19 protein-coding genes are annotated in these 23,822 nt (G+C 62.8%); 2 read left to right on the top strand and 17 right to left on the bottom strand.

From position 1 onward, the window contains the following. Positions 1–17: 17 nt before the first annotated feature. From R2N16_RS20775 to R2N16_RS20725, 11 genes are all read right to left on the bottom strand, one after another. Positions 18–920 (bottom strand): SDR family oxidoreductase, encoded by a 903-nt coding sequence (locus R2N16_RS20775; RefSeq protein ID WP_316668143.1) that lies wholly within the window; start codon positions 918–920, stop codon positions 18–20. Between the two features lie 56 nt (positions 921–976). Beyond that, positions 977–1,933, bottom strand: a complete 957-nt coding sequence (locus R2N16_RS20770) for a glutathione S-transferase family protein (RefSeq protein WP_316668141.1) — start codon at positions 1,931–1,933, stop codon at positions 977–979. Positions 1,934–1,960: 27 nt separating this feature from the next. After that, positions 1,961–2,809 carry a class II aldolase/adducin family protein gene (locus R2N16_RS20765; RefSeq protein WP_316668139.1) on the bottom strand — a complete coding sequence of 283 codons (849 nt, stop codon included), beginning with the start codon at positions 2,807–2,809 and terminating at the stop codon, positions 1,961–1,963. Between the two features lie 96 nt (positions 2,810–2,905). Further along, complete coding sequence (locus tag R2N16_RS20760) at positions 2,906–3,916, bottom strand: NADP-dependent oxidoreductase (RefSeq protein ID WP_316668137.1); 1,011 nt, start codon at positions 3,914–3,916, stop codon at positions 2,906–2,908. A 44-nt stretch (positions 3,917–3,960) separates the two neighbouring features. After that, a complete protein-coding gene (locus R2N16_RS20755) occupies positions 3,961–5,364 on the bottom strand; it encodes a serine hydrolase domain-containing protein (protein WP_316668135.1) in 1,404 nt (467 codons plus the stop codon). 81 nt (positions 5,365–5,445) lie between these two features. Beyond that, entirely contained in the window at positions 5,446–5,880 is a 435-nt protein-coding gene (locus tag R2N16_RS20750; RefSeq protein WP_012762007.1) for a PaaI family thioesterase, read from the bottom strand. A gap of 32 nt (positions 5,881–5,912) precedes the next feature. After that, the gene (locus tag R2N16_RS20745; protein WP_253539455.1) at positions 5,913–6,695 is read right to left on the bottom strand and encodes an SDR family oxidoreductase; all 783 of its coding nucleotides are present in this window, start codon (positions 6,693–6,695) and stop codon (positions 5,913–5,915) included. 25 nt (positions 6,696–6,720) lie between these two features. Beyond that, positions 6,721–8,589 carry an acyl-CoA dehydrogenase gene (locus R2N16_RS20740; protein ID WP_316668130.1) on the bottom strand — a complete coding sequence of 623 codons (1,869 nt, stop codon included), beginning with the start codon at positions 8,587–8,589 and terminating at the stop codon, positions 6,721–6,723. Positions 8,590–8,910: 321 nt separating this feature from the next. Next, positions 8,911–10,089 carry an acetyl-CoA C-acyltransferase gene (locus R2N16_RS20735; protein WP_316668128.1) on the bottom strand — a complete coding sequence of 393 codons (1,179 nt, stop codon included), beginning with the start codon at positions 10,087–10,089 and terminating at the stop codon, positions 8,911–8,913. A gap of 64 nt (positions 10,090–10,153) precedes the next feature. Then, complete coding sequence (pncA, locus tag R2N16_RS20730; protein WP_316668126.1) at positions 10,154–10,792, bottom strand: bifunctional nicotinamidase/pyrazinamidase; 639 nt, start codon at positions 10,790–10,792, stop codon at positions 10,154–10,156. A 44-nt stretch (positions 10,793–10,836) separates the two neighbouring features. Then, entirely contained in the window at positions 10,837–12,918 is a 2,082-nt protein-coding gene (locus R2N16_RS20725; RefSeq protein WP_316668124.1) for a 3-hydroxyacyl-CoA dehydrogenase NAD-binding domain-containing protein, read from the bottom strand. Positions 12,919–13,278: 360 nt separating this feature from the next. On the opposite strand from R2N16_RS20725, the gene R2N16_RS20720 reads away from it, so the two are divergent. Then, the gene (locus tag R2N16_RS20720) at positions 13,279–14,814 is read left to right on the top strand and encodes an amino acid permease (protein WP_316668122.1); all 1,536 of its coding nucleotides are present in this window, start codon (positions 13,279–13,281) and stop codon (positions 14,812–14,814) included. Positions 14,815–14,891: 77 nt separating this feature from the next. Then, a complete protein-coding gene (locus tag R2N16_RS20715) occupies positions 14,892–16,418 on the top strand; it encodes an amino acid permease (RefSeq protein ID WP_316668121.1) in 1,527 nt (508 codons plus the stop codon). Between the two features lie 102 nt (positions 16,419–16,520). Here R2N16_RS20715 and R2N16_RS20710 read toward each other — a convergent pair whose 3' ends face one another. The 6 genes from R2N16_RS20710 to R2N16_RS20685 form a co-directional block, all read right to left on the bottom strand. Next, positions 16,521–17,240, bottom strand: a complete 720-nt coding sequence (locus tag R2N16_RS20710; RefSeq protein ID WP_316668119.1) for an ABC transporter ATP-binding protein — start codon at positions 17,238–17,240, stop codon at positions 16,521–16,523. Next, complete coding sequence (locus R2N16_RS20705) at positions 17,240–18,028, bottom strand: ABC transporter ATP-binding protein (protein ID WP_027681415.1); 789 nt, start codon at positions 18,026–18,028, stop codon at positions 17,240–17,242. The genes R2N16_RS20710 and R2N16_RS20705 overlap by 1 nt, the downstream gene beginning before the upstream one ends. Next, complete coding sequence (locus tag R2N16_RS20700) at positions 18,025–19,359, bottom strand: branched-chain amino acid ABC transporter permease (protein ID WP_316668115.1); 1,335 nt, start codon at positions 19,357–19,359, stop codon at positions 18,025–18,027. Before R2N16_RS20700 ends, R2N16_RS20705 begins: the two co-directional genes overlap by 4 nt. Beyond that, a complete protein-coding gene (locus tag R2N16_RS20695) occupies positions 19,360–20,307 on the bottom strand; it encodes a branched-chain amino acid ABC transporter permease (RefSeq protein ID WP_316668276.1) in 948 nt (315 codons plus the stop codon). A 127-nt stretch (positions 20,308–20,434) separates the two neighbouring features. After that, the gene (locus tag R2N16_RS20690; RefSeq protein WP_316668113.1) at positions 20,435–21,691 is read right to left on the bottom strand and encodes a branched-chain amino acid ABC transporter substrate-binding protein; all 1,257 of its coding nucleotides are present in this window, start codon (positions 21,689–21,691) and stop codon (positions 20,435–20,437) included. 226 nt (positions 21,692–21,917) lie between these two features. Next, positions 21,918–23,546 carry a 3-(methylthio)propionyl-CoA ligase gene (locus tag R2N16_RS20685; protein ID WP_316668111.1) on the bottom strand — a complete coding sequence of 543 codons (1,629 nt, stop codon included), beginning with the start codon at positions 23,544–23,546 and terminating at the stop codon, positions 21,918–21,920. Positions 23,547–23,822: the final 276 nt, after the last annotated feature.

The raw sequence follows: 23,822 nt of genomic DNA, 5'->3' as shown, positions 1-23,822 counted from the left end.
CGGTCGTAAAGGTGGAATTATCCGCGCAGCGCATCGACCAGACGCGCACGCACGTCCGGCTTGCCCTCGAACGGATCAGACGGGTTGCGCTGCGAGATGATGTCTTCAAAGCGATGCTGCACGGGCGCCAGCGCATGCGGGTGCGAGTAGATGTAGAAGCCTGCGTTGCGGATCGCATCGAAGGTCATCTGGCCGACCTGCTCGGCGGTGACCTTACCGGAGCTGACCGCCTTCTCCGACATGGCCCGCGAAACCAGTTGCGACTTGGTGGGCGGCGCCGTGTTGGCCAGATCCTGCGGGCGGTTGCGGTCAGATTGCGTGATGCCGGTCGGCACGAAGTACGGGCACAGCACCGAGCAATGGATCTGTTCGGTCACCAGGCTCAAGTCCTGGTACAGCGATTCGGACAGGGCCACCACCGCGTGCTTGGACACGTTGTAGATGCCCATGGCCGGCGCATTCAGCAGCCCCGCCATCGATGCCGTATTGACGATATGGCCCTCGTACGCCGGATCTTTCTTGGCGGCTTCGAGCATCAGCGGCGTGAAGATGCGTACACCGTGGATCACGCCGTGCAGGTTCACGCCGAGCACCCAATCCCAATCGCGCTCAGTGTTCTCCCAGATCAGACCACCCGCGCCCACGCCGGCGTTGTTAAACAGCAGGTTGACCTTGCCGAACGTCTTGATGGCCGCGTCAGCCAGCGCCTGCACGTCTTCCACCTTCGACACGTCGACACGCAGGCCAATCACTTCCACGCCCTGCGCCGAGAACTCGGCCACGGCGGCATCCAGCACATCCTGCTGGATATCGGCCAGCACCAGCTTCATGCCCAACCCGGCGCCGATCTTGGCGAACTCCTTGCCGAAACCCGACGCACCGCCCGTGATGACGGCCACACCGCCTGCGAATTGCTTCATACGTGTCTCACTGATGTCGTTGTAGTAGGAAAGGCGATCGAGATGGCGAAGCCGAATCAGCCCGCCGCCTCAACCTTGCGCACGGCGTAACCCACGCGCGGAAAATGCACCACCACCTGGCCGACGCGCGGGTCTTCGCGCAGCACGCCGACGGTATCGCGCGTGGAGACGACAAGGTCGCCTTCGACAGGGTCGACGCCGTAGTCAACTGCGGCCACCGTCACACGCGTGCCCTTGGGCAGGCCGTAGCTGTCGTCGAAGGTGGCATTCGTTTCAGTCAGCGCACGCGGCGTGGCGGCCTTGGCAATGTCCAGGGCTTCGGCGGGCGTCATCGGTTGGGCTTGCGAGTGACCGAACGCCGCAACGCGATGCATCCATGCCACGACTTCCGGGTGCGCATCGAGAATGCCCGCCACCGCCGTCGCGCGGCGGATGAACCACAGGCAGTGGTAGACGGAAAAGTCGGCCACCGTCGGCTGCTCGCCAAACAGGAAGATGCGCTCGCCTGTCGCCAACTGCCGCTCCAGTTGGGCGAGGAACACCCGCAGGGTGGACGTGGCTTCCGGCAGCGGCGTGCGCAAGCCCGTGCCGCCCACACGCATCGCCTTGCGGTCTTCCACAAAGGCTTTGACGAATGCTTCTGGCGCGTCGCCAAACAGGCTCTGGAAGCCCGCCGGTTGCGTCACGAATGTTGCCGTGGCCCAGAACAGCGCCGTATCGGCCCACTGCGCCATCGAAAACACTGCAGCAGCATGGTCTGCGGGATACAGCGTCGGTGCCGGGTGAATCGATTCCAGCACCTGCGCGATCAGCGCGGTATCGCAATAGATATCCGCGCCGATCTGCAGAAACGGCGTGCGCCGGTAGCCACCGGTGAGCGGCATCACATCCGGCTTGGGCAGGATCACCGGCACCGTGACGGACTTCCACGGCTGGTCCTTGTAGCCGAAGATCAAACGCACCTTCTCTGAAAACGGCGAGGTGGCGTAGTGATGCAGGATCAGGTCCGTCATGCGTGCTCCAGAAATTTGCGATGCCGATCAGTCGAGCAGATCGGGTTGTTCTTTGACGATGCGTGCGTACAGCGGCTGGAACTGGAACCACCCTGCCTGCGCCGAGCCGACGATGGAATACGCCTGGCGGGCAGCGGCATCGGAAATCGTGCGCGGTGCGTCGCCGGTGCGCGCGGCAGCGGCTTCGGCCAGCAACTGCACCTGGCAGGAGCGCTCCATCGTGATGAACCACCACGCCGCTTCGTCGACCGTCTTGCCGACGGTCAGCAGGCCGTGGTTCTGGAGGATGGCGGCCTTGTTGTCGCCCAGCGCCTCTGCAATGCGCTGGCCTTCATCCAGCTCGACCACCACACCGCCGAAATCGTCGTACACCGCGTGGTCGCCATAGAAAGCGCATACGTCCTGAGTGAGCGGATCAAGCTTGCGGCCGAGCGTCGACCACGCACGGCCGTACGTGCTGTGCGAGTGCGCAGCGGCGACAGCATCCGGTCGTGCCTGGTGCACGCGCGAGTGAATCGCAAACGCTGCGGCGTTGACCGGGTAATCGCCTTCAACCACGTTGCCGTGGTGATCGCATCGAATGAGGTTCGACACCGTCACCTGACTGAAATGCACCCCGAACGGGTTGACCCAGAAGCTGTCCTGGTGCTCTGGATCGCGTGCCGTGATGTGCCCGGCCACCCCTTCATCGAACCCGAATTTGGAAAACAAGCGGAACGCTGCAGCCAGGCGCTGTTTGCGATGCAGGCGTTCTTCAGCCACGGTGGCAAATTGCGGCGGACGCGGGAGGTTGCGATAGCGGGCAGCGGCCTCGGGGCTGAGGCTGGCGGCCATGCTGTCGGGCCGCTTGGCTTGCGTGGTTTCAGGTGCGTTCATGGTGTCTCCTTCACGCGTACGTTGTGGGTGGGGCCATTCTGTGCGGCCCTCACCTGGCGGACTGTCAAACCATTGACAGTCCGCATGCGGCTTGACTCAAACCAGCTTGACGAGTTGCTTGCCGAAGTTCTTGCCCTTGAGCAGGCCCATGAATGCTTCCGGTGCGCTCGCCAAGCCCTCGGCCACGCTCTCGCGGAACTTCAGCTTGCCCTGCGCCACGAAACCGCCCAGCTCGCGCAGTGCTTCCGGCCACACGTCCATGTGCTCGGAGACGATGAAGCCCTCAATGGTCAGGCGCGACACGAGAATCAGTTGCGGGTTTTGCAGCGGCAGGGGCTGGCCGTCGTAGCCGGCGATCATGCCGCACATGGCGATACGGCCAAACGGGTTCATGCGCGAGAGCACCGCATCCAGGATCGGGCCACCCACGTTCTCGAAGTACGCGTCGATGCCGTCGGGCGTAGCTTCCTTGAGCATCTTGTACAGCTCCTTCGGGTCCTTGGCGGCCTTGTAGTCGATGCAGGCGTCAAAGCCCAGCTCGTTGACCACGTAATCGCACTTGTCCTTGCCGCCGGCAAAACCCACGGCGCGGCAGCCCTTGAGCTTGGCAAGCTGGCCCACCACGCTGCCCACGGCGCCCGACGCAGCGCTGACCGCCACGGTCTGGCCGGGCTTCGGATGCATGATCTTGTTCAGGCCGTACCACGCCGTCACGCCCGGCATGCCCACCGAACCCAGGTACGCCGAGAGCGGAATGTGGCGCGTATCGACCTTCTGGATGCCGCGGCCGTCCGACACGCCCACTTCCTGCCAGCCGAACATGCCGACTACGGTATCGCCCACGGCAAACGACGGGTTCTTGGAGGCTTCCACCACGCCCACCGTGCCGCCGATCATCACTTCATCCAGCGGCTGCGGTTGCGCATACGACTTGCTGTCGTTCATGCGGCCGCGCATGTACGGATCGAGCGACAGGAAATGGTTGCGCACCAGCACCTGGCCGTCCTGCAGTTCCGGGATGTCCACCGTCTCCAGGCGGAAATTGTCGGGCGTCACGGCCCCTTGCGGGCGCGAAGCCAGGACGATGCGCTGATAGGTCTTCGACATGAAAAACGCTCCTGAATATCGGATATCGGTATGGGGTCGGGTTGTTACTTGTGTTGCATGAAGTACTCGGCCAGCGCCGCATATGCGCGATGCGTGACCGGATCATTGGCAGCATTGGCGGCGATCGGGTGCGAGGCATAGCGCACGATCGTCATCTGGGCCACCGGATCAATATAGATGCGCTGGCCATGGATGCCGCGCGCTTCGAACGTGTGGTGGTCGTTGCTCGAGACCCACCACATGTTGCGATACGAATAGCCCGGCAGCGTCGTATAGCCTGCCTTGGCAAACTTGGCCGGGTCGCCACCGCGCCGGATGTCGTCGATCACGCTCTTGGGCAGGATCTGCTTGCCGTTGAAGCGGCCGTCGTTGCGAATCATTTCGCCAAAGCGCGCCAGATCGCGCAGCGTGGTATTCAGGCCGCCGCCGCCCGATTCCGTACCGATGCTGTCCACTGAGAAGTACGCGTCATCCTGTGCGCCCATCGGTTGCCAGATGCGCTCGGACAACAGCGTCGCCAACGATTTGTTCGAAGCACGGCGCACGATCCACGCCAGGGTTTCGGCGTTGACGGTCTTGTACGAGAACTCCGCGTCGTGCTCGCCTTCCTTGCGCAGCGTCGTCAGATACTCGTAGAAATTGTCAGGGCCCTTGTAGCCGGCCGGACGCGGCAGCATGCCGCCGGCGCGGGCGTAGGCCCAGACATCGGCATTCGGGTCGGCATAGTTTTCGGAGTAGCGCACGCCCACGGTCATGTCCATGACCTGGCGCACGGTGGCGTCGCCGTAGGCACTGTCTTTCAGCTCCGGCACGTACTGCGTCACCGGCGCGGCCGGATCGAGCTTGCCGTCGGCCACCAGCATGGCGGCCAGGGTGCCGACAAACGATTTCGTGACCGACATGGCGATGTGCTGCGTATGCGCATCGAGCGCGCCAAAGTAGCGCTCGTAGACCACCCTGCCCTTGTGCATGACGAGGATGCCGTCGGTGTAGGTGAGCTTGAGCGCCTCGGCAAACGTGCGGCGCGTGCCGTTCGGATCGGTGAACAGCACGCCGCTGATGTCGCGCTCGGCGCGCGGCAGCTTGCTGACCGGGCCATCGCCGTGCCACACCACGCGCGTCGGCACGAACTCACGCAAGTGGCTGTAGCCGTAGCGCGTGCGCGGGAACATGTTGCCCGCCAAGTCAAAGCGGATGATGCGATCGGCCGGCGGCGGAAAGCCTTGCATCCAGCCCATCTTGTTCGGGTCGGATTCGTCGGCCGTCAGCGGCTTCTGCATCGGCGGATTCGGCGCCGGCGGAGGCTGCACGGCAACCGGTGCACTGGCCGCCTGTGCGTCGGTTGACGCGGAGTTGGAGGCGCATCCTTGCAGGGTCATGGTCAGTCCGGTGCAGCAAAGCAGCGTGATGGCAAGGGCAGACACCGTCCGCCGCGCAGGTTGTTGCATGGTTGTCTCCGTGGTTGCTCTTCTTGTGTGTCGGACGCGGTCCGGTGTGCAACGGGGTACTGCAACTGCGGTGTTGCCTGGTCAGCCGTCTGCGCCGGGTTCAGGCGTGCGCGGCGGCGGCATGCGCTTGACGAACTTGAACGTGCCCGAGCCGCGTGCGACCAGCTTGTCATCGGCGTCGCGCACCTCGCCTTCGCAGAACGCCATGGTGGTGGACTGATGCACGCAACGTGCGCTGGCCTTGAGCGTGCCGCGCCCGGGCTGCATGAACGCCGTCTTCATCTCGATCGTCACCACGCCACGGCCATGCACGTCGGCCGAGCGGCCAGCCATGGCCATGGCGACGTCGAGCATCGTCATGGTTACGCCGCCATGGGCCATTTCCCAGCTGTTCATGTGCTGCGCTTCGAGTGCGAGTTCGACCACGCCCTCGCCGTCGGCCACCTTCAGGCAGCGCATGCCGAGGAGCTTCAGGAAAGGGATGTCGATCGGAAAACCGTTGTTGTCTGCGTTCATGCTGCGTCAGAAAGAGTGAGAAGCAGCCGAAATTAGACCACGCTCACGCCGCCGTCGACGGCGAGGATCTGCCCGGTGATGTGCTTGGAGGCGTCCGACGCGAACAGCGCGGCCACGCCCTTGAGGTCTTCGTCGTCCCCAATGCGGTGCAGCGGCGACCGCTCGGCCAGCTTGTCCACACCGAGCTTTTCCAGCGAGCCACGCGTCATCTTCGACGGGAAGAAGCCCGGCGCAATCGCGTTGACGGTGATGTTGTGCTCGCCCCATTCGCCCGCCAGCGCGCGCGTGAAGTTGACCACTGCGCCCTTGCTGGTGTTGTAGGCAATCGTATCCAGTGAGCCCGGCGGGTTGCCTTTCAGGCCTGCAATCGACGCCACGTTGACAATCTTTCCGTACTTGCGCGGGATCATCGAGCGCTTGCCGATCTGCTGCGTGAGCAGGAACAGGCCGCGGATGTTCAGGTTCATCACCTTGTCCCACGCCTCCACCGGATGGTCTTCCGCCGGCGAGCCCCACGTTGCGCCCGCGTTGTTGACAAGAATGTCGACGTGGCCGAGCTTGGCAAGTGCCTCATCGGCCAGGCGTTGGATGTCGGCTTCGATGGCGCCGTCGGCGGCAATCCAGTCGGCCTCAATGCCGAGCGACTTCAGGTGTGCCTGTGCCTCCTTCAGCTCATCGGCCTTGCGGGCAGACAAAACGATGCGCGCGCCCTGCTCGCCCAGTGCTTCGGCAATCTGCAGGCCGAGCCCGCGCGAGCCGCCAGTGATCAGCGCCGTCTTGCCGGAAAGATCGAACAGATGTTTCAGCGTACCCATGGTGTCTCCAGTGTCGTTGTCGTCGTTAGAACCAAGCGTCCTGCATGTCCAGCGTGGTCGTGTCGAGCGAGCCGAGCAGCACGATCTGCGGATCGATCTTCGGCAGTTCCCACTGGAAGAAGTAGCGTGCGGCCTGCAGCTTGCCTCGATAGAAATCGGCGTCTTCGCCCTGTGCGTTGGGCAGCGCCTTGGCGGCGGCCAGGGCCTGCTCCAACCAGATCCACGCGATGACGACGTGGCCAAAGGCTTCCAGATAGACCGAGGCGTTCGCCAGCGTCACGCGCGGGTCGCCAGCGGCCCACAGCGTCTGCGTGACCTTGGCCAATTTCTGCGTGGCCATGCCGAGCGCGCGGCCATAGCCCGCCAGCGTTTCATCGTCGGTTTCCAACGCACGGCCGACGGTGGCCTGCACGCGCTCACCCAGTGCGGCAAAGGCGGCGCCGTCCTGCATCACAACCTTGCGGCCCAGCAGATCCAGGCCCTGGATACCGTGGGTGCCTTCGTGGATGGGGTTCAGGCGGTTGTCGCGGTAGAACTGTTCGACGTTGTATTCACGCGTGTAGCCGTAACCGCCGTGCACCTGGATCGCCAGGCTGTTGGCCTCCAGGCACCACTGTGACGGCCAGCTTTTCGCAATCGGTGTGAGGATGTCGAGCAGCAGGCCAAGCTTGGCGCGCTTGGCCGCGTCGGTTTCCCCGCGTTCTTCATCGACGAGCTTGGCGCAATACAGGTTCAGGCCAAGCGCACCTTCCACGTACGCCTTCTGTGCCAGCAGCATGCGACGCACGTCAGCATGATCGACGATGCGGATTTGTGGAGACGCCGCGTCTTTACCCGACGGCCCGACCGGACGGCCCTGCGGACGATTGCGCGCGTAGTCCACTGCATGCAGATAACCCGTGTAGCCGAGCATCGTCGCGCCCATGCCAACGCCGATGCGCGCCTCGTTCATCATGTGGAACATGCAGGCGAGGCCCTTGTGCGGCTCGCCGACGAGGTAACCAATGGCGCCGGCGCGCGGCTGGCCATCTGCACCCTTCGGGCGGAACTGCGTACCCTCGCCGAAGTTCAGCAGGCAGTTGGTCGTGCCGCGGTAGCCCATCTTGTGGTTCAGGCCGGCCAGCACCACGTCATTGCGTTCACCGAGCGAGCCATCGGCATTGACAAGGAACTTCGGCACGATAAACAGCGAAATGCCCTTCACGCCCGGGATCAGCTTGCCGTCCGGGCCGGGAATCTTCGCCAGCACGAGATGGACGATGTTGTCCGACAGTTCGTGCTCACCGGCGGAGATCCACATCTTGTTGCCGGTCAGGCGGTATTGGGCGCCGAGTGGCGATTCACCTTCGTACTCAGCACGCGTGACAACATCCGAAAGCGACGAGCCGGCCTGCGGCTCCGACAGACACATCGTGCCGTAGAAGCGGCCTTCCATCTCGGGCTGTACGAACGTTTCGATCTGCGCGGGCGTGCCGTGCGCGAGCAGCAGATTCGCGTTGCCGATGGTCAGGAACGGGTATGAGCTGGTGCCGACGTTGGCGGCCTTGAAGAAGCCGAAACCCGCCTTCTCAACGACAGTCGGCAATTGCATGCCGCCGCGCTCAAAGTCCTGCCCCGCGGCCATCAGACCCGCCTTGTTGAAGGCATCCAGCGCCACCTTCACTTCGGGAATGATGTGGACCGTGGTGCCATCGAAATGCGGCTCCTGCTGGTCGTTCTTCTTGTTGTGCGGAGCAAACAGATCCGTCGCGATGCGCTCGCAAGTATCGAGTGCGGCGTCGAAGGTTTCGCGGGAGTGGTCTGCATAACGCGGAATGCGCGTGAGCGATTCCACGTTGAGCCATTCATAGAGCAGGAAGCTCAGGTCGCGGCGGGATAGCAGTAGAGAAGACATGATGTGACTCGGCATCTTGTGTTCTGGGTGTCGTCCCCTGCCGGGGTCGACTCACTTTTCTTTGTCTTGCCAAAGAAAAGTAAGCAAAAGAAAGGCGCGCCCGAGATGGCGAAAGCCTCCTTGAATTTCTGTAACCGGGCTGAGAAGAATCGAAACTCGCTGCGCTCAGGCAGCGGTCCTTCTTTTTCCCGCCCGCTTACAGAAATTCAAGGCGCCATCTAGGGCAGGAACGGCCAAACCGTCTGGGTGCATGCGCGGGCGATCAAACCAGCTCTGGCAGAAACAAAACAGGCTCCCGTTTTGATGCGGGAGCCTGTCTGTTTAGAGCACCTCGAACAGGCCGGCTGCGCCTTGGCCGCCGCCGATGCACATGGTCACGACCACGTACTTGACGCCACGGCGCTTGCCTTCGATGAGTGCGTGGCCAACCAGGCGCGCGCCGGACACGCCGTACGGGTGGCCCACGGCGATGGCGCCGCCGTTGACGTTCAGTCGATCCATCGGGATGCCGAGCTTGTCCGCGCAGTACAGCACCTGCACGGCAAACGCCTCGTTCAGTTCCCACAGGCCGATGTCCTCAACCTTCAGGCCAGCCTTTTTCAGCAGCTTGGGCACGGCGAACACCGGACCGATACCCATTTCATCCGGCTCGCAACCGGCCACGGCAAAGCCGCGGAACACGCCCAGCGGCTGCAGGCCCTTGGCGGCGGCGACCTTGCCGTTCATCACCACGGCAGCGGATGCGCCGTCGGAGAACTGGCTGGCGTTACCGGCAGTGACCACACCGCCCGGCATGGCGGTGCGAATTTTCGACACGCCTTCAAGCGTGGTATCAGCGCGGATGCCTTCGTCAGCCGAGATCGTGACTTCGCGCGTCATGAGCTGGCCGGTCTTGGCATCGGCCACGCCCATCACCGTGGTCATCGGAACGATTTCGTCGTTGAACTTGCCTGCGGCAGCGGCGGCAGCGGCGCGTTGCTGGCTCTGCACGCCGTATTCGTCCTGGCGCTCCTTGCCGATGTTGTAGCGCTTGGCAACGTTCTCGGCGGTCTGGAGCATGCTCCAGTAGATTTCCGGCTTGTGCTTGTTGAGCCAGCCTTCGGTCATCATGTGGCGGTTCATCTCCTGCTGCACGCACGAGATGGATTCCACGCCGCCGGCCACGAAGATGTCGCCTTCGTCGGCAATCACGCGCTGCGCAGCCATGGCAATGGTCTGCAGGCCCGACGAGCAGAAGCGATTGACGGTCGCGCCCGGCACGGTCACGGGGCAGCCGGCACGCAGCGCGATCTGGCGCGCGATGTTGGCGCCGGTCGCGCCTTCCGGGTTCGCACAGCCCATCAGGATGTCTTCCACTTCGCCCGGCTCGATCTTGGCGCGCTCAATGGCGTGCTGGACGGCGTGGCCACCCAGCGTGGCGCCGTGCGTCATGTTGAAGGCACCCTTCCAGCTCTTGGCCAAGCCGGTACGTGCGGTGGAAACGATGACTGCTTCGGTCATGGTGTTGCTCCTCGTATCTGGTGGGGCGCGGTTTCGGTTCCGCGCCGTGTATTCCGTTATCCGTTCAAGACAAGGTGTTCAAAATGTCCGGCGACTGCAACCGCGCGATGCCCGCTTCCGTCATGCGCTGCCACGCCTGCGCGAGCGACCCGTTCAGGTCGATCGCGCGGCAGGCATCCTCGATGACGGCCACTTCCAGCCCCGCAGCACGGGCATCCAGCGCTGACCACGCCACGCAAAAATCCGTAGCCAGCCCCACGCAGAACACGCGCTTGATCCCAAGCTCGTGCAGGTAGCCCAGCAGGCCGGTCGGCGTCTTGCGATCCGCCTCAAAGAATGCGGAGTAGCTGTCGATGTGCGGGTGATAGCCCTTGCGAACGATCAGCTGCGCATGCGGCACGTCCAGTCCGTCGGCCAGCGCGGCTCCGGCGCTGTGCTGCACGCAGTGGACCGGCCACAGCACCTGCTGCCCATACGGCAAATCGATGGTGCCGAACGGCTGCGTGCCAGGATGGTTGGCCGCGAACGACACGTGTTCGCTCGGGTGCCAGTCCTGCGTCAGTACCACGCGTCCGAATGCTTTGCCGAGCCGATTGACGATCGGGATGACCTGGTCGCCGTCCGGCACGGCCAGCGCTCCGCCGGGCAGAAAATCGTTCTGCACGTCGATGATCAGCAGGCAGTCGGTGGGCGTGAGTTGCATGGCGGTCGCTTGGTTGCTTGGTCGCTTAGTCGGTTAGCCGCGCATTAGCCATTAAAGCCCTTGCCTTCGTCAGCCAGCTTCTGCAGCAGCGGTGCCGGCTTCCAGGCTTCGCCGTGGTAGCCCTTGCTGTATCGGTGCATGGCTTGGGCGACGTTGTACAGGCCAACGGTGTCTGCATAGAGCATCGGGCCACCGCGGAATAGCGGGAAGCCGTAGCCGGTCAGGTAGACCATGTCGATGTCCGACGCCTTGGAGGCAATGCCCTCTTCCAGAATCTTGGCGCCCTCGTTGACCAGCGCGAACACCAGGCGCTCGACAATTTCTTCATCCGAAATCTTGCGGCGTGTGATACCCAGATCCTTCGAGTGCTGGATGATCATGTCGTTGACCTGCTGGTTCGGATACGGCTTGCGGTCACCCGCCTTGTAGTCGTACCAGCCACCGCCAGTCTTCTGGCCGAAGCGGCCCATCTCGCACAGCAGATCGGCGGTCTTGGAGTAGACGATGTCCGGCTTGTCGACGGCGCGGCGCTTGCGGATGGCCCAGCCGATATCGTTGCCAGCCAGATCGCCCATGCGGAACGGGCCCATTGCAAAGCCGAACTTCTCGATGGCTTTGTCGACCTGCTCCGGCAGCGCGCCTTCGTCCAGCAGGTAGCCGGCCTGGCGGCTGTACTGCTCGATCATGCGGTTGCCGATAAAGCCGTCGCACACGCCGGAGACGACGGCCGTCTTCTTGATGGCCTTGGCCAGCTTCATGACGGTCGCCAGCACGTCCTTGGCGGTGTCCTTGCCGCGCACGACTTCCAGCAGCTTCATCACGTTGGCCGGGCTGAAGAAGTGCATGCCGACCACGTCCTGCGGGCGCTTGGTGAAGCTGGCGATCTTGTCGACATCCAGCGTGGAGGTGTTCGATGCCAGGATTGCGCCCTGCTTGACGACTTCGTCCAGCTTCTTGAACACGACTTCCTTGACACCCATTTCTTCGAACACGGCCTCGATGACGAGGTCGGCGTCCTTGATGTCGTCGTACGAGAGCGTCGGGGTCAGCAGAGCCATGCGCTGCTCGACCTTCTCTTGCGTGAGCTTGCCTTTCTTGGCGCTGTTCTCGTAGTTCTTGCGGATCGTGGCGACGCCGCGGTCGAGCGCTTCCTGCTTGGTTTCCAGGATCGTGACCGGAATGCCCGCGTTCAGGAAGTTCATCGAGATGCCGCCGCCCATCGTGCCGGCACCGATCACGGCAACCTTCTCCACCTTGCGCACCGGGGTGTCTTCCGGCACGTCGGGGATCTTGCTCGCTGCGCGTTCGCCAAAGAATGCGTGGCGCAGCGCGCGTGATTCGCTTGTGTTCACCAGTTCGATGAACAGATCGCGTTCGAATTTGATGCCGTCGTCAAAGCGCTTTTCCACTGCGGCTTGCACGGCGTCGACGCACTTGCCCGGTGCCGGGAAATTCTTGGCAACAGCCGCTACGGTGTTGCGGGCAAATTGCAGGAAGCCTTGCGGGTTGTCGTGCTCGACCTTGCGATCGCGCAGCTTCGGCAGTTTGCCGTCGGCCGCGGCCTTCAATGCGAAATCGATGGCGCCGGCCATCAGGTCACCTTCGATCATCTGGTCGAACAGGCCGCTCTTGGCCAGCTTTTCCGATGGAATCGCCGTGCCGGAAACAATCATGTTCAGCGCGGGTTCGAGACCAATTGCACGCGGCAGGCGCTGCGTGCCGCCCGCGCCCGGCAGGATGCCCAGCTTCACTTCCGGCAGCGCGATCTGCGCGCCCGGTGCGGCCACGCGGTAGTGGCAACCCATTGCCAGTTCCAGCCCACCGCCCATTGCCACCGAATGGATGGCCGCCACGACCGGCTTGCTGCTCGACTCGACCGCCTTGATGACGGCGTGCAGCGTCGGCTCTTGCGTGGCCTTGGGCGTGTTGAATTCGCGGATATCGGCGCCGCCCGAGAAGGCCTTGCCGGCACCGGTGATCACGATGGCCTTGACGTTGGCGTCGTCGCCCGCCTTGACCATGCCTTCGACAATACCCAGGCGCGTAGCGTGGCCAAGGCCGTTGACCGGCGGGTTGCTGAGCGTGATGACGGCAACGCCGTCCTGGACCTTGTACTCCGCTGTCATGCTGGTTCCTTTGGTGATGCGGGGGCCGGCAAGTCAGGCGCGCCGTGCCTCGCGGTTGAACTGTCTCTCAACTATCGTTTTTTTAACGCGCGGTAAGGCCGCGACTCGACACAGAATACACAAAATAGCACGGTCGTTCAATTTTTATTTTTGCGCTGCACGGCGCCGTCCGGCGGGCGATCCGGCACACCCCTGGTGGGTTCAAATGCGCGTGCGGCAGCATGGATTTTTTGCCCGCTGCGTGACGGTTTTGATAGAGTCGCGCATTTCGTTCGCCGGGTGCCCATCAGGCGCGCGGACGTCTCGTCACATTTTGTCGATTTGATTCGCGATCCGAGCAAAATCGACCACTCTGTATCCATGTCAGAACACGCTACCCCGTCCTCAGAGACGCCGGGCTTGCGCCGCACTTTGCGCGCGCGCCATCTCACCATGATCGCCATTGGCGGATCGATCGGCACGGGGCTCTTCGTCGCCTCGGGCGCGTCGGTCTCGCAGGCAGGCCCCGGAGGCGCGCTCGCCGCCTACATCCTGATCGGGGCAATGGTCTATTTCCTGATGACCAGCCTGGGTGAGCTTGCCGCCTATATGCCGGTTTCCGGGTCGTTTGCGACCTACGGCGCGCTGTATGTGGACGAAGGCTTCGGCTTCGCGCTCGGCTGGAACTACTGGTACAACTGGGCCGTGACCATTGCCGTTGAGCTGGCGGCCGCGCAGCTCGTCATGCACTACTGGTTTCCCGATGTGCCGGGCGTGCTGTGGAGCGCCGTGTTCCTCGCCGTCATGTTCCTGCTCAACGCCATCTCGGTACGCGGCTTTGGCGAGGCGGAATACTGGTTCGCCCTCATCAAGGTCGTTACCGTCATCTTCTTTATCGGCATTGGCCTGGCCATGATCTTCGGGATCATGAAGGGCGGCCCGGAATCGGGCCTGCAAAACCTGACGCTGGGTGATGCGCCGTTCGTGGGCGGGCTGCCGGCGATGATCGGCGTGGCGATGATCGCGGGGTTCTCGTTCCAGGGGACGGAGCTGATTGGCGTGGCGGCCGGCGAATCGGCCGACCCGGCGCGCACCATTCCGCGTGCGGTCAAGCAGGTGTTCTGGCGCATCCTGCTGTTCTATGTGCTGGCGATCTTCATCATCGGCGTGCTGGTGCCGTACACCGATCCGAATCTGCTGTCGACGGAAGTCACCAACATTGGCGTGAGCCCGTTTACGCTGGTGTTCAAGCATGCCGGCCTGGCGTTTGCAGCCGGGCTGATGAACGCGGTGATCCTGACGGCCGTGCTGTCGGCGGGCAACTCGGGCATGTATGCGTCCACGCGGATGCTCTACAACCTGGCGACCGAGGGCCGCGCGCCGCGCATCTTTGCGCAACTCACCCAGAACGGTGTGCCGCGCAATGCGCTGCTGGCCACGACCGCCGTCGGCGCGCTCTGTTTCCTGAGTTCGCTGTATGGCGACAAGACGGTCTATCTGTGGCTGCTGAACACCTCGGGCATGACCGGTTTTGTGGCATGGCTCGGGATTGCCGTGAGCCACTATCGCTTCCGCAAAGGACTCGTGGCGCAGGGGCATGATCCGGCACAGTTGCCGTATCGCTCGAAGTTCTTCCCATATGGCCCGTTGTTCGCGTTCGGACTTTGCCTGGTCATCACGCTTGGCCAGAACTACCAAGCGTTCACCAGCGGCACCGTCGATTGGCCGGCGGTGATCGCCACGTACATCGGCATCCCGGTCTTCTTCCTGATCTGGATCGGCTACCGGCTGGTGCGTGGCGGCGGCATTGTCCGCTACCAGGATATGCACTTCCCGCGCCCGCCCGTGCTGCGCGATTCGTTGGCCGGCCAAGACCCCGGCCCCGAATTGCCGACCGTCGCGAACCGTACGCAGTAATCACACCCGCTCCGCCAGCCGTTTGCACTGCATCCGGCGGGCGTTTTCATTGGGACGCCCACCCGGCGTTACCGGCTATGCACACACCCATCACCCCCACCGGCCTCGAAGCCCAATCCGAACTGCGCCGACGCCTGCGCTCGCGCCACCTGATGATGATCGCCCTGGGCGGCGCCATCGGCACGGGGCTGTTCGTCGCGTCCGGCGCATCCATTGCGCAGGCTGGCCCCGGCGGCGCACTGCTGACCTACACGCTGATCGGCGTGATGGTCTATTGCCTGATGACGAGTCTTGGTGAGTTGGCAGTGCATCTGCCCGTCTCGGGCTCGTTCGTGACTTACAGCCGCTTGTATGTGGAAGAAGGCTTCGGCTTTGCGCTGGGTTGGAACTACTGGTTTGCACTGGCCGTGTCCGTTGCTGTGGAATTGGCCGCCGCGCAGCTGGTGATGAAGTACTGGTTCCCGGGCGTGTCGGGCATGGTGTGGAGCGCCGCATTCCTGCTGCTCATGTTTGGCCTCAATGCCTTCTCCGTGCGTGGCTTCGGTGAGGCGGAATACTGGTTCTCGATGATCAAGGTAGTGACGATCGTCGTGTTCCTGCTGATCGGCCTGGCCATGATCTTCGGCATCATGCATGGAGGGCCGCAGTCGGGTTGGCAGAACTTCACGGTGGGCGATGCGCCATTCGTGGGCGGTGTGCCGGCCATGGTCGGTGTGGCGATGATTGCCGGGTTCTCGTTCCAGGGCGTCGAGACCATTGGCGTTGCCGCCGGCGAGGCCGAGAACCCCTCCCGCACGATCCCGCGCGCCATTCGCCAGACCTTCTGGCGCATCCTGCTGTTCTATGTGCTGGCGATCCTGATCATCGGTGTGCTGCTGCCGTACACCGACCCGAACCTGCTGCGCAATGAAGCGACGGACGTGGGCGTCAGCCCATTTGCACTGGTGTTCCAGCATGCGGGCCTAGCGTTTGCCGCCGGCATGATGAATGCGGTGGTGCTGACCGCGCTGCTGTCGTCCGGCACGTCGAGCCTCTACGTGTCGACGCGGATCCTGTACGACCTGTCGCTCGAAGGTCAGGCGCCGCGCTGGTTTGCCAGGGTGTCGGCCAACGGCGTGCCACACCGCGCGCTGCTGGCAACTTCCGCCGTTGGCGCGCTGTGCTTCTTCAGTTCCTTCTTTGGCGATCAGGTGGTCTACCTGTGGCTGTTGAATACGTCTGCGGTGACGTGCTTCATTGCCTGGTTTGGCATTGCGCTGGCGCACTATCGGTTCCGCAAGGGGTTCACGAGCCAGGGGCACTCCGTGAAGCAACTGGCATATCGGTCGCCGTTCTTCCCGTTCGGGCCGATCATGGTGGCGATCCTGTGCGTGGTGATCATTCTTGGACAGAACACCAAGGCACTGTTTGCACCCATCGACAACTTTGGCGCCTTCATTGCAACGTACTGCGGCGTGATTCTGTTTGTGGCGATCTGGCTGGCGTACCGCTGGAAATTCAAGACCCGGTTCGTGAAGTACTCGGAGATGCAGTTCAGCCCGGAACATCTCCAGCAAGTCAAAACGATCACCGAAGCCAATTCGGCGGGTGTCATCGTGAACTGACCGACGGGCCCCACAATGGGGCCCGACTTCAACTGCCTGCTAAAAAGAAGCCCGCACTTCTCCATGCGGGCCCTCTGTGCAGTGTGGTTCAACTTGCAGGGTTTAAACCTCCAGCCACTCCTGCCGGACTTTCACATCCGCCTTCAACTGCTGAGGCGTTCCCTCGAACACAATCTGGCCGTGCCCCATCACATACACGCGCTGTGAGATGTCCAGGGCAATGGCCAGCTTCTGCTCCACCAGCAGCACGGAGATCCCCCGCTCCTTGAGCGTCTTCAGATACTCGCCCACCAGCGTCACGACCAGCGGCGCAAGGCCTTCGGTCGGCTCGTCGATGATGATGAAATCGGGATCGCCCATCAGCGTGCGGCATAGCGTCAGCATCTGCTGCTCGCCGCCAGAAAGCACACCTGCCGCGGTGTTCTCGCGCTCCTTCAAGCGCGGGAACATCTGGTACATGTCTTCCACCTGCCAGCGCGGCTTGGGCTGACTCGGGTTGCGTTTCTCGCCAAGCAGAAGGTTCTGCCGCACCGTCAGCGTGGGGAAGATGTCCCGGTTCTCGGGCACATAGCCGATGCCCTTGTGCGCCACTTCAAAGGTTCGCAGGCCGCTCACGTTCTTACCGCGCAACAGGATTTCGCCTTCGTGCCGGACCATGCCCATGATGGACTTGGCCAGGGTCGAACGCCCCACCCCATTGCGCCCGAGCAGGGCGACGATCTCGCCCTCGCCCACGTGCATGTCGACGCCGTGCAGGATGTGGCTCTTGCCGTAGTACGCGTGCAGGTCGCGCACCTCCAACATCGGAGTATTCGTTGCCATCAATGCGCTCCTGCAGGTTCGTCCAGCGTGGTGCCGAGGTAGGCCTCTTTCACGCGACGGTTATTGCGAATGGCCTCGGGCGTGTCGGTGGCGATCACCTCGCCGTAGACGAGCACCGAGATGCGGTCCGCCAGGCCAAACACCACGCTCATGTCGTGCTCGACCATCACCAGCGTCTTGCCGACGGTGACCTTGCGAATGAGGTCCACCGCATGGTCGGACTCGGAGCGGCTCATTCCGGCTGTAGGTTCATCCAGCAGGATGACGTCTGCGCCACCCGCGATGGTGATGCCGATTTCCAGCGCCCGTTGCTCGGCGTAGGTCAGCAGGCCTGCGGCAGCATCACGCCGATGCGTCATGCCGATCTGCTCGAGGACTTCTTCAGCGCGCTCCCGTGCATCACGCAGTTCGGCCAGCTTGTGCCAGAACGAATACTTGTAGCCGAGCGACCAGAGCACCGCGCAGCGCAGATTCTCGAACACCGACAGCCGATGAAAGATGTTGGTGATCTGGAAGCTGCGCGACAGGCCCTTGCGGTTGATCTCGAACGGTGCCAGGCCGCTGATCTCTTCGCCGTTCAGGCGCACGCTTCCCGAGCTGGCCGGGAACCGCCCCGAGATCAGATTGAACGTGGTCGACTTGCCGGCGCCGTTCGGGCCGATGAGCGCATGGCGCTCGCCCTTGCCGATGGTGAGGTTGACCCCTCGAATGATTTCAGTCGCGCCAAAGCGCTTGCGAACATCGCGCAACTCGAGCGCTGCGGTCGGCCCAGATGTCGGTTGGCTCATGGTTGCGGCTCCTGCAATGCGTTGTCCCAGGCGGCGCGCAGCTTGCCCGCTGCGGCGCGCAAGCCGAAGCCGCCCACCAGCCACAGCACGGCGGCGACGATCCACGGCTTCAGGGCATTCGGTTCGACAGACAGGCCGAACAGCGTGACCACGCCCCCCGAGGCGTCGTCCTGCACGGCATAGATCATTTCCACGGTGGAAATCAACGCGACCAGCAGGATGATGGCCGGCACAATCGCCACACCGTAAGCCGGCAGCAGCGTCTTGAGCTTGCCGCGTCGCACGATCGGCAGGTGCATGACCAGAAGACTGGCGATCCCGCCCGGTGCGTACATGACCATCAGCACAAAGAACAACCCCAGGTACAGCAGCCACGCCTTCGTGATGCCCGACAGCGCCACGGTAAAGAACACCGTGAGCACCGCGCCGATGATCGGCCCGAAGAAGCTGCCCATGCCGCCAATGAAGGCCGCGAGCAGCACCGAGCCCGAGCGCACCGCCGACACGTTCTCGGCCGTCACGATTTCGAAGTTGATGCACGACAGCGCGCCGGCAATGCCCGCGAAGAACGCCGACAAAATCACCACCAGGAAGCGCACGCGCTGCGTGTTGTAGCCGATGAACTCCACGCGCTCCGGGTTGTCGCGCACGGCGTTGGCGATACGACCCAGCGGCGTCTGCGTCCACGCGTACATCAGTGCCATCGAGACCAGGCACCACGCGGCGATCAGGTAGTACACCTGGCGCGCCGGCCCGAAGGTGACGCCGGCCAGCGCATCGCCAATGCTGCGGTTCGTGGAGACACCGCCCTCGCCGCCAAAGAAGTCCGGAAACATCAACGCGCTGGCGAACACCATCTCGCCGATACCCAGGGTGATCATGGCGAACGTCGTGCCGGCCTTCTTGGTGGTGACGTAGCCGAAGATGACGCCGAACAGCGCGCCGCCCAGGCCGCCCGCAATGGGCAACAGCGCGACGGCGAGCGGCCCGCCGATGCCCAGCGTCTGCATGGCGCCGATCTTGTTGAGCACGTGCACGGCCATGAAGGCGCCCAGGCCGGCGTACACCGCGTGCCCGAACGACAGCATGCCGGACTGGCCGAGCAGCATGTTGTACGACAACGCGAAGATGATCATGATGCCCATCTGCGAGAGCAGCGTGATGGCAAAACCCTGCGGCCAGATGAGCGGCAGCACGATCATCACCAGCGCGGTGATGCCCCAGAGCAGCCACCGGGCAAGATTGACCGGCCTGAATTTCATCGTCCGCGCACGATCGTTGGCCGGCAGCGCGGCTTGTTGTTGCGCTTGTTGGTGCATGGTGCGTTCCATTTAGCTCTCCCGCGTTCCCATCAGCCCACGCGGGCGGAAGATCAGCATCAACACCAGGAGCAGATACGGCAGCACCGGTGCGACTTGCGCAATCGTCAGGTTCCAGACCGAGATGAGCGGCACGTCCGGATTGAGCGTGACACCGATCTTCCCCAGCACGCTGGTTACCGAGATATCAAGCGTGACGGCAAAGGTCTGGATGCAGCCGATGAGCAGCGACGCGATGAACGCGCCTACCAGCGACCCCATGCCGCCCACCACGGCCACCACGAACACGATGGAGCCAACCGCTGCCGCCATCGACGGCTCGGTCACAAAGGCATTGCCGCCAATCACCCCTGCCAGCCCAGCCAGCGCACAACCACCACCGAACACCAGCATGAACACGCGCGGCACGTTGTGGCCCAGCGCTTCGACCATGTCCGGATGCGTGAGCGCAGCTTGAATGACGAGCCCGATACGTGTGCGCGTGAGCAGCAGGAAGATGCCCACTAGCATCAGCAGCGACACCAGCATCATGAAGGCGCGGTACTTGGGGAACGACGACGTGAACAGCGTGAACAGCGGGCCGTCCAGTGCGTCCGGCACGCGATATGGCACGGCGGGCAGGCCCCACACCAGCTTCACCCCTTCTTCAATCAGATAAGCCAGGCCAAACGTAAACAGCAGTTCGGCAACGTGGCCATAGCGGTGCACCGTGCGCAGGCCGAAGCGCTCGACCACGGCGCCCAGCGCGCCCACCAGCAGCGGCGCCATGATCAGCGCGGGCCAGAAGCCCAGATAACCGCTGACGACGTAGGCGAAATACGCACCCAGCATATAGAAGCTGGCATGCGCAAAATTGAGAACGCCCATCATGCTGAAGATCAGCGTCAGGCCCGAAGACAGCATGAACAGCAACAGCCCGTAGCTGATGCCGTTCAAGAGATTGATGACTAGAAATTCCACGCTGCAGCCCTTCCAGCAGATTCGGCGGAGCATGGGCCAGACGCATCAATGCGCGGGCCCATGGACTCCGTTTAAAACATCGCCGCACGATAGCATCGGGCGGCCCTTCGGCACACCACCCGTCGCCTTACTGCGGACGTTTCATCTGGCAGGAGGTCGGCTGCGACGCCACGTACTGATCAAGCACCGCGTCGGTCTTCCAGCCGTAGCCGGTGTTTTCCTGGTCGAACTTAACGTTCTTGCCGTTGGTCTTTTCCCAGGTGGCGATGTAGAGCGGCTGCTGGCCTTGGTGGTCAGACGCGCGCATCTCGAAGGTGCCGTTCAGGCTATCGACTTTCATGCCTTCGAACGCCTTGGCAACCTTGGCTGGCTCGGCCGACTTGGTCTGCTTGATGGCCTTGGCCAGCATGGCGATGCCGGTGTACGACGCCATCAGGTAGAAATCGTCGTTGTACTTCTTCTTGTAGCCCTCGACGATATCGGCGCCCTTGTAGCCGTCGTTGTTGACGTTCCAGTAGCCCACGTATTTCACGTGATCTGCGCCTGCAGAGCCCATCGCTGTCGGCACGCCCGTGGTCGAGGCGTAGTACGTATAGAAGTTCGCGTTCAGGCCTGCATCCTTGCCGGCCTTGATCAGCAGCGCCAAGTCGCTACCCCAGTTGCCGGTGATGACGGTATCGGCGCCGGACGATTTGATTTTCGACACGTACGGCGAGAAGTCCTTCACCTGCGCCAGCGGGTGCAGATCTTCGCCCACGATCTCGATGTCCGGACGCTTGCGCTTGAGGTATTCCTTGGCCGCACGCGCGACCTGATGGCCGAACGAGTAGTTCTGGTTGATCAGGTAGACCTTCTTGACCTTCGGATCTTTCGCCAGGAAGCTGGTCAGCGCCTCCATCTTCATGTCGGAGTTGGCGTCCAAGCGGAAGTGCCAATAGTTGCACTTGCTGTTGGTCATGTCCGGGTCCACCGCAGCGTAATTCAGGTAGACGATCTCCTTCCCCGGATTACGCTCGTTGTACTTTGCAACGGCGTCTTCCAGCGCCATCCCGACGCTCGAGCCGTTGCCCTGCACGATGTAGTGGATGCCCTGATCGGCCACCTGCTTGAGCGCCGTCAGGCTCTCCTGCGGCGAGAGCTTGTTGTCAAAACCCACCACTTCGAACTTCGTACCGTCGCCGGCCCAGTTCTTCTGCGTGGCAAGATCGGCGATGTACTGCCAGCTGCGCAACTGGTTCTGGCCCAGCGCGCCCATCAGGCCGGACAACGGATCGATCCAGGCGATCTTCACGGTTTCGGCGGCGGACGCTGCAGTGGGCAGGACTGCCCCACCGATTGCCGCAACACATGCAACAGCCACAACCAACGGACGGAACTTCGTCATGCGTGTCTCCTTCATGTGGTGGAGCCGCCGGCGAGTCACTCTCCGCGTGCCTCTGGTGGGCGTGCGGCTGCTTGCGTCTCCAGGTTGCAACGCGCCCGGGCTTCATCCCGCTGCATCGTCGTCATGCGTGTCGACGTGCCGCGGCCGGCCCTGATCCGGTTGTCTTACGTCCGCCGTCCTCGTGCCCGGGGTGACCCCATGCACGGGCGGCAGTTTCTATATGTAGCTAAGCCTGTACAGCGGGGAACTGGTAATCCTTGAACTGCTCGCGCAGCTTGAGCTTCTGCATCTTGCCAGTGGCCGTGAGGGGAATCTCGGTGACGAACACAACATCGTCCGGAACCCACCACTTGGCAACCTTGCCTTCGAAGAACTTGAGCATCTCGTCGCGCGTGAGTTCCACGCCCGGTTTCTTCATCACCACCAGCAACGGACGCTCGTCCCACTTCGGGTGGTGACACGCGATGCACGCGGCCATGTGCACGCCGGGGTGCGAAGCGGCCACGTTTTCCACATCGATGGATGAAATCCACTCGCCGCCGGACTTGATCACGTCCTTGCTGCGATCGGTGATCTGCATGTAGCCGTCGGCATCGATGTTGGCCACGTCACCCGTCGGGAACCAGCCGTCAACCAGCGGCGACACCTCGTTGCGGTAATAGCTCTGGATGGTCCAGGGCCCGCGCACGTAGAGATCGCCGAAGGCCTTGCCGTCCCAAGGCAGTTCGTGGCCCTCGGCATCGACGATCTTCATCTCGACACCGTAGATGGCCCGGCCCTGACGTTCGAGCACGTGCTGCTTAGCCTCGTCCGACAGGTCGGCATGCTTGCCCATCAGCTTGCACGTCGTGCCCAGCGGTGACATCTCCGTCATGCCCCACGCATGGATGACTTCCACGTCCAACTCCTTGAGCGTACGGATCATGGCCGGCGGCGCCGCCGAACCGCCAATCACGGTCTTGCGGAACGTCGAAAATTTCAGCTTGTTGGCCTGCACGTGTTGCAGCAGGCCAAGCCATACGGTCGGCACGCCCGCAGAGAAGGTCACCTTCTCCTGCTCGAACAGGTCGTACAGCGAAGCGCCATCCAATTTCGGCCCCGGGAAGACCAGCTTGGCGCCCACCAGCGGCACGGAATACGGTAGCCCCCACGCGTTAACGTGGAACATCGGCACCACCGGCAGGATCACGTCCTGCGCCGAACACCCAAGTGCATCCGGCAATGCAGACGCATACGAATGCAGCACCGTGGATCGATGCGAATACAACGCCCCCTTCGGGTTGCCCGTGGTGCCCGACGTGTAGCACAGGCCGGCTGCCGTGTTCTCGTCGAACTGCGGCCAGGTGTAGTCGGCGCTCTGCGCGTCCAGCAGCTCTTCATAGCAGAGCATCGGCACGCTGGAGGTGGGCATGTGGGCGCGATCGGTCATCGCCACCCAGCCCTTCACGTTCGGGCAATGCGGCGCGATGCCCTCGATGAGCGGCACGAACGTCAGGTCGAAGAAGACGTACTGATCGTCAGCGTGATTGACGATGTAGGCGATCTGGTCGGGAAACAGCCGCGGGTTGATGGTGTGGCACACCGAACCCGAGCCAGACACGCCGTAATAGATTTCAAGGTGGCGATAGCCGTTCCAGGCCAGCGTACCGACACGCTCGCCGGGCTGCACGCCGAGTGCGGACAGCGCATTCGCCAGTTGTTTGGAACGGTCTCGCACTTGCCGGTACGTGGTGCGATGGATATCGCCCTCGACACGGCGCGACACGACTTCAGTCGAACCGGAATTGCGCGCTGCATGTTCGATGATGGTCGAGATGAGCAAAGGGGCGCTCATCATTTGTCCCATCAGGGCCATGGTGTCTCCTAGAAAAAACTGAACAACCGTTCTATTTTTTGGCCGATTGTTCCCGTGATCGTCAAGCACGTCAACGGGATATTGTTGTGCGCTGCCACATCGGCCCCCATGTTTACCCGGCCATCTGAAAAACCCTGCGAATCGTTGTGGTGCAAGGGTTCGCAGGCTGCAGCTTTCTTTACTCGCAAGTACAATACGCGATAGCGTTGCTGCGTCTCAACATGGCGTTTTCCCCTACGGAGCGCGCATTTTGCTGCGCCGCAAAGCGCACAACAT

This window comes from Ralstonia psammae, from assembly GCF_958405935.1.
Lineage (GTDB): Bacteria > Pseudomonadota > Gammaproteobacteria > Burkholderiales > Burkholderiaceae > Ralstonia > Ralstonia psammae.
This window is presented reverse-complemented; position numbering and strand designations above follow the sequence as displayed.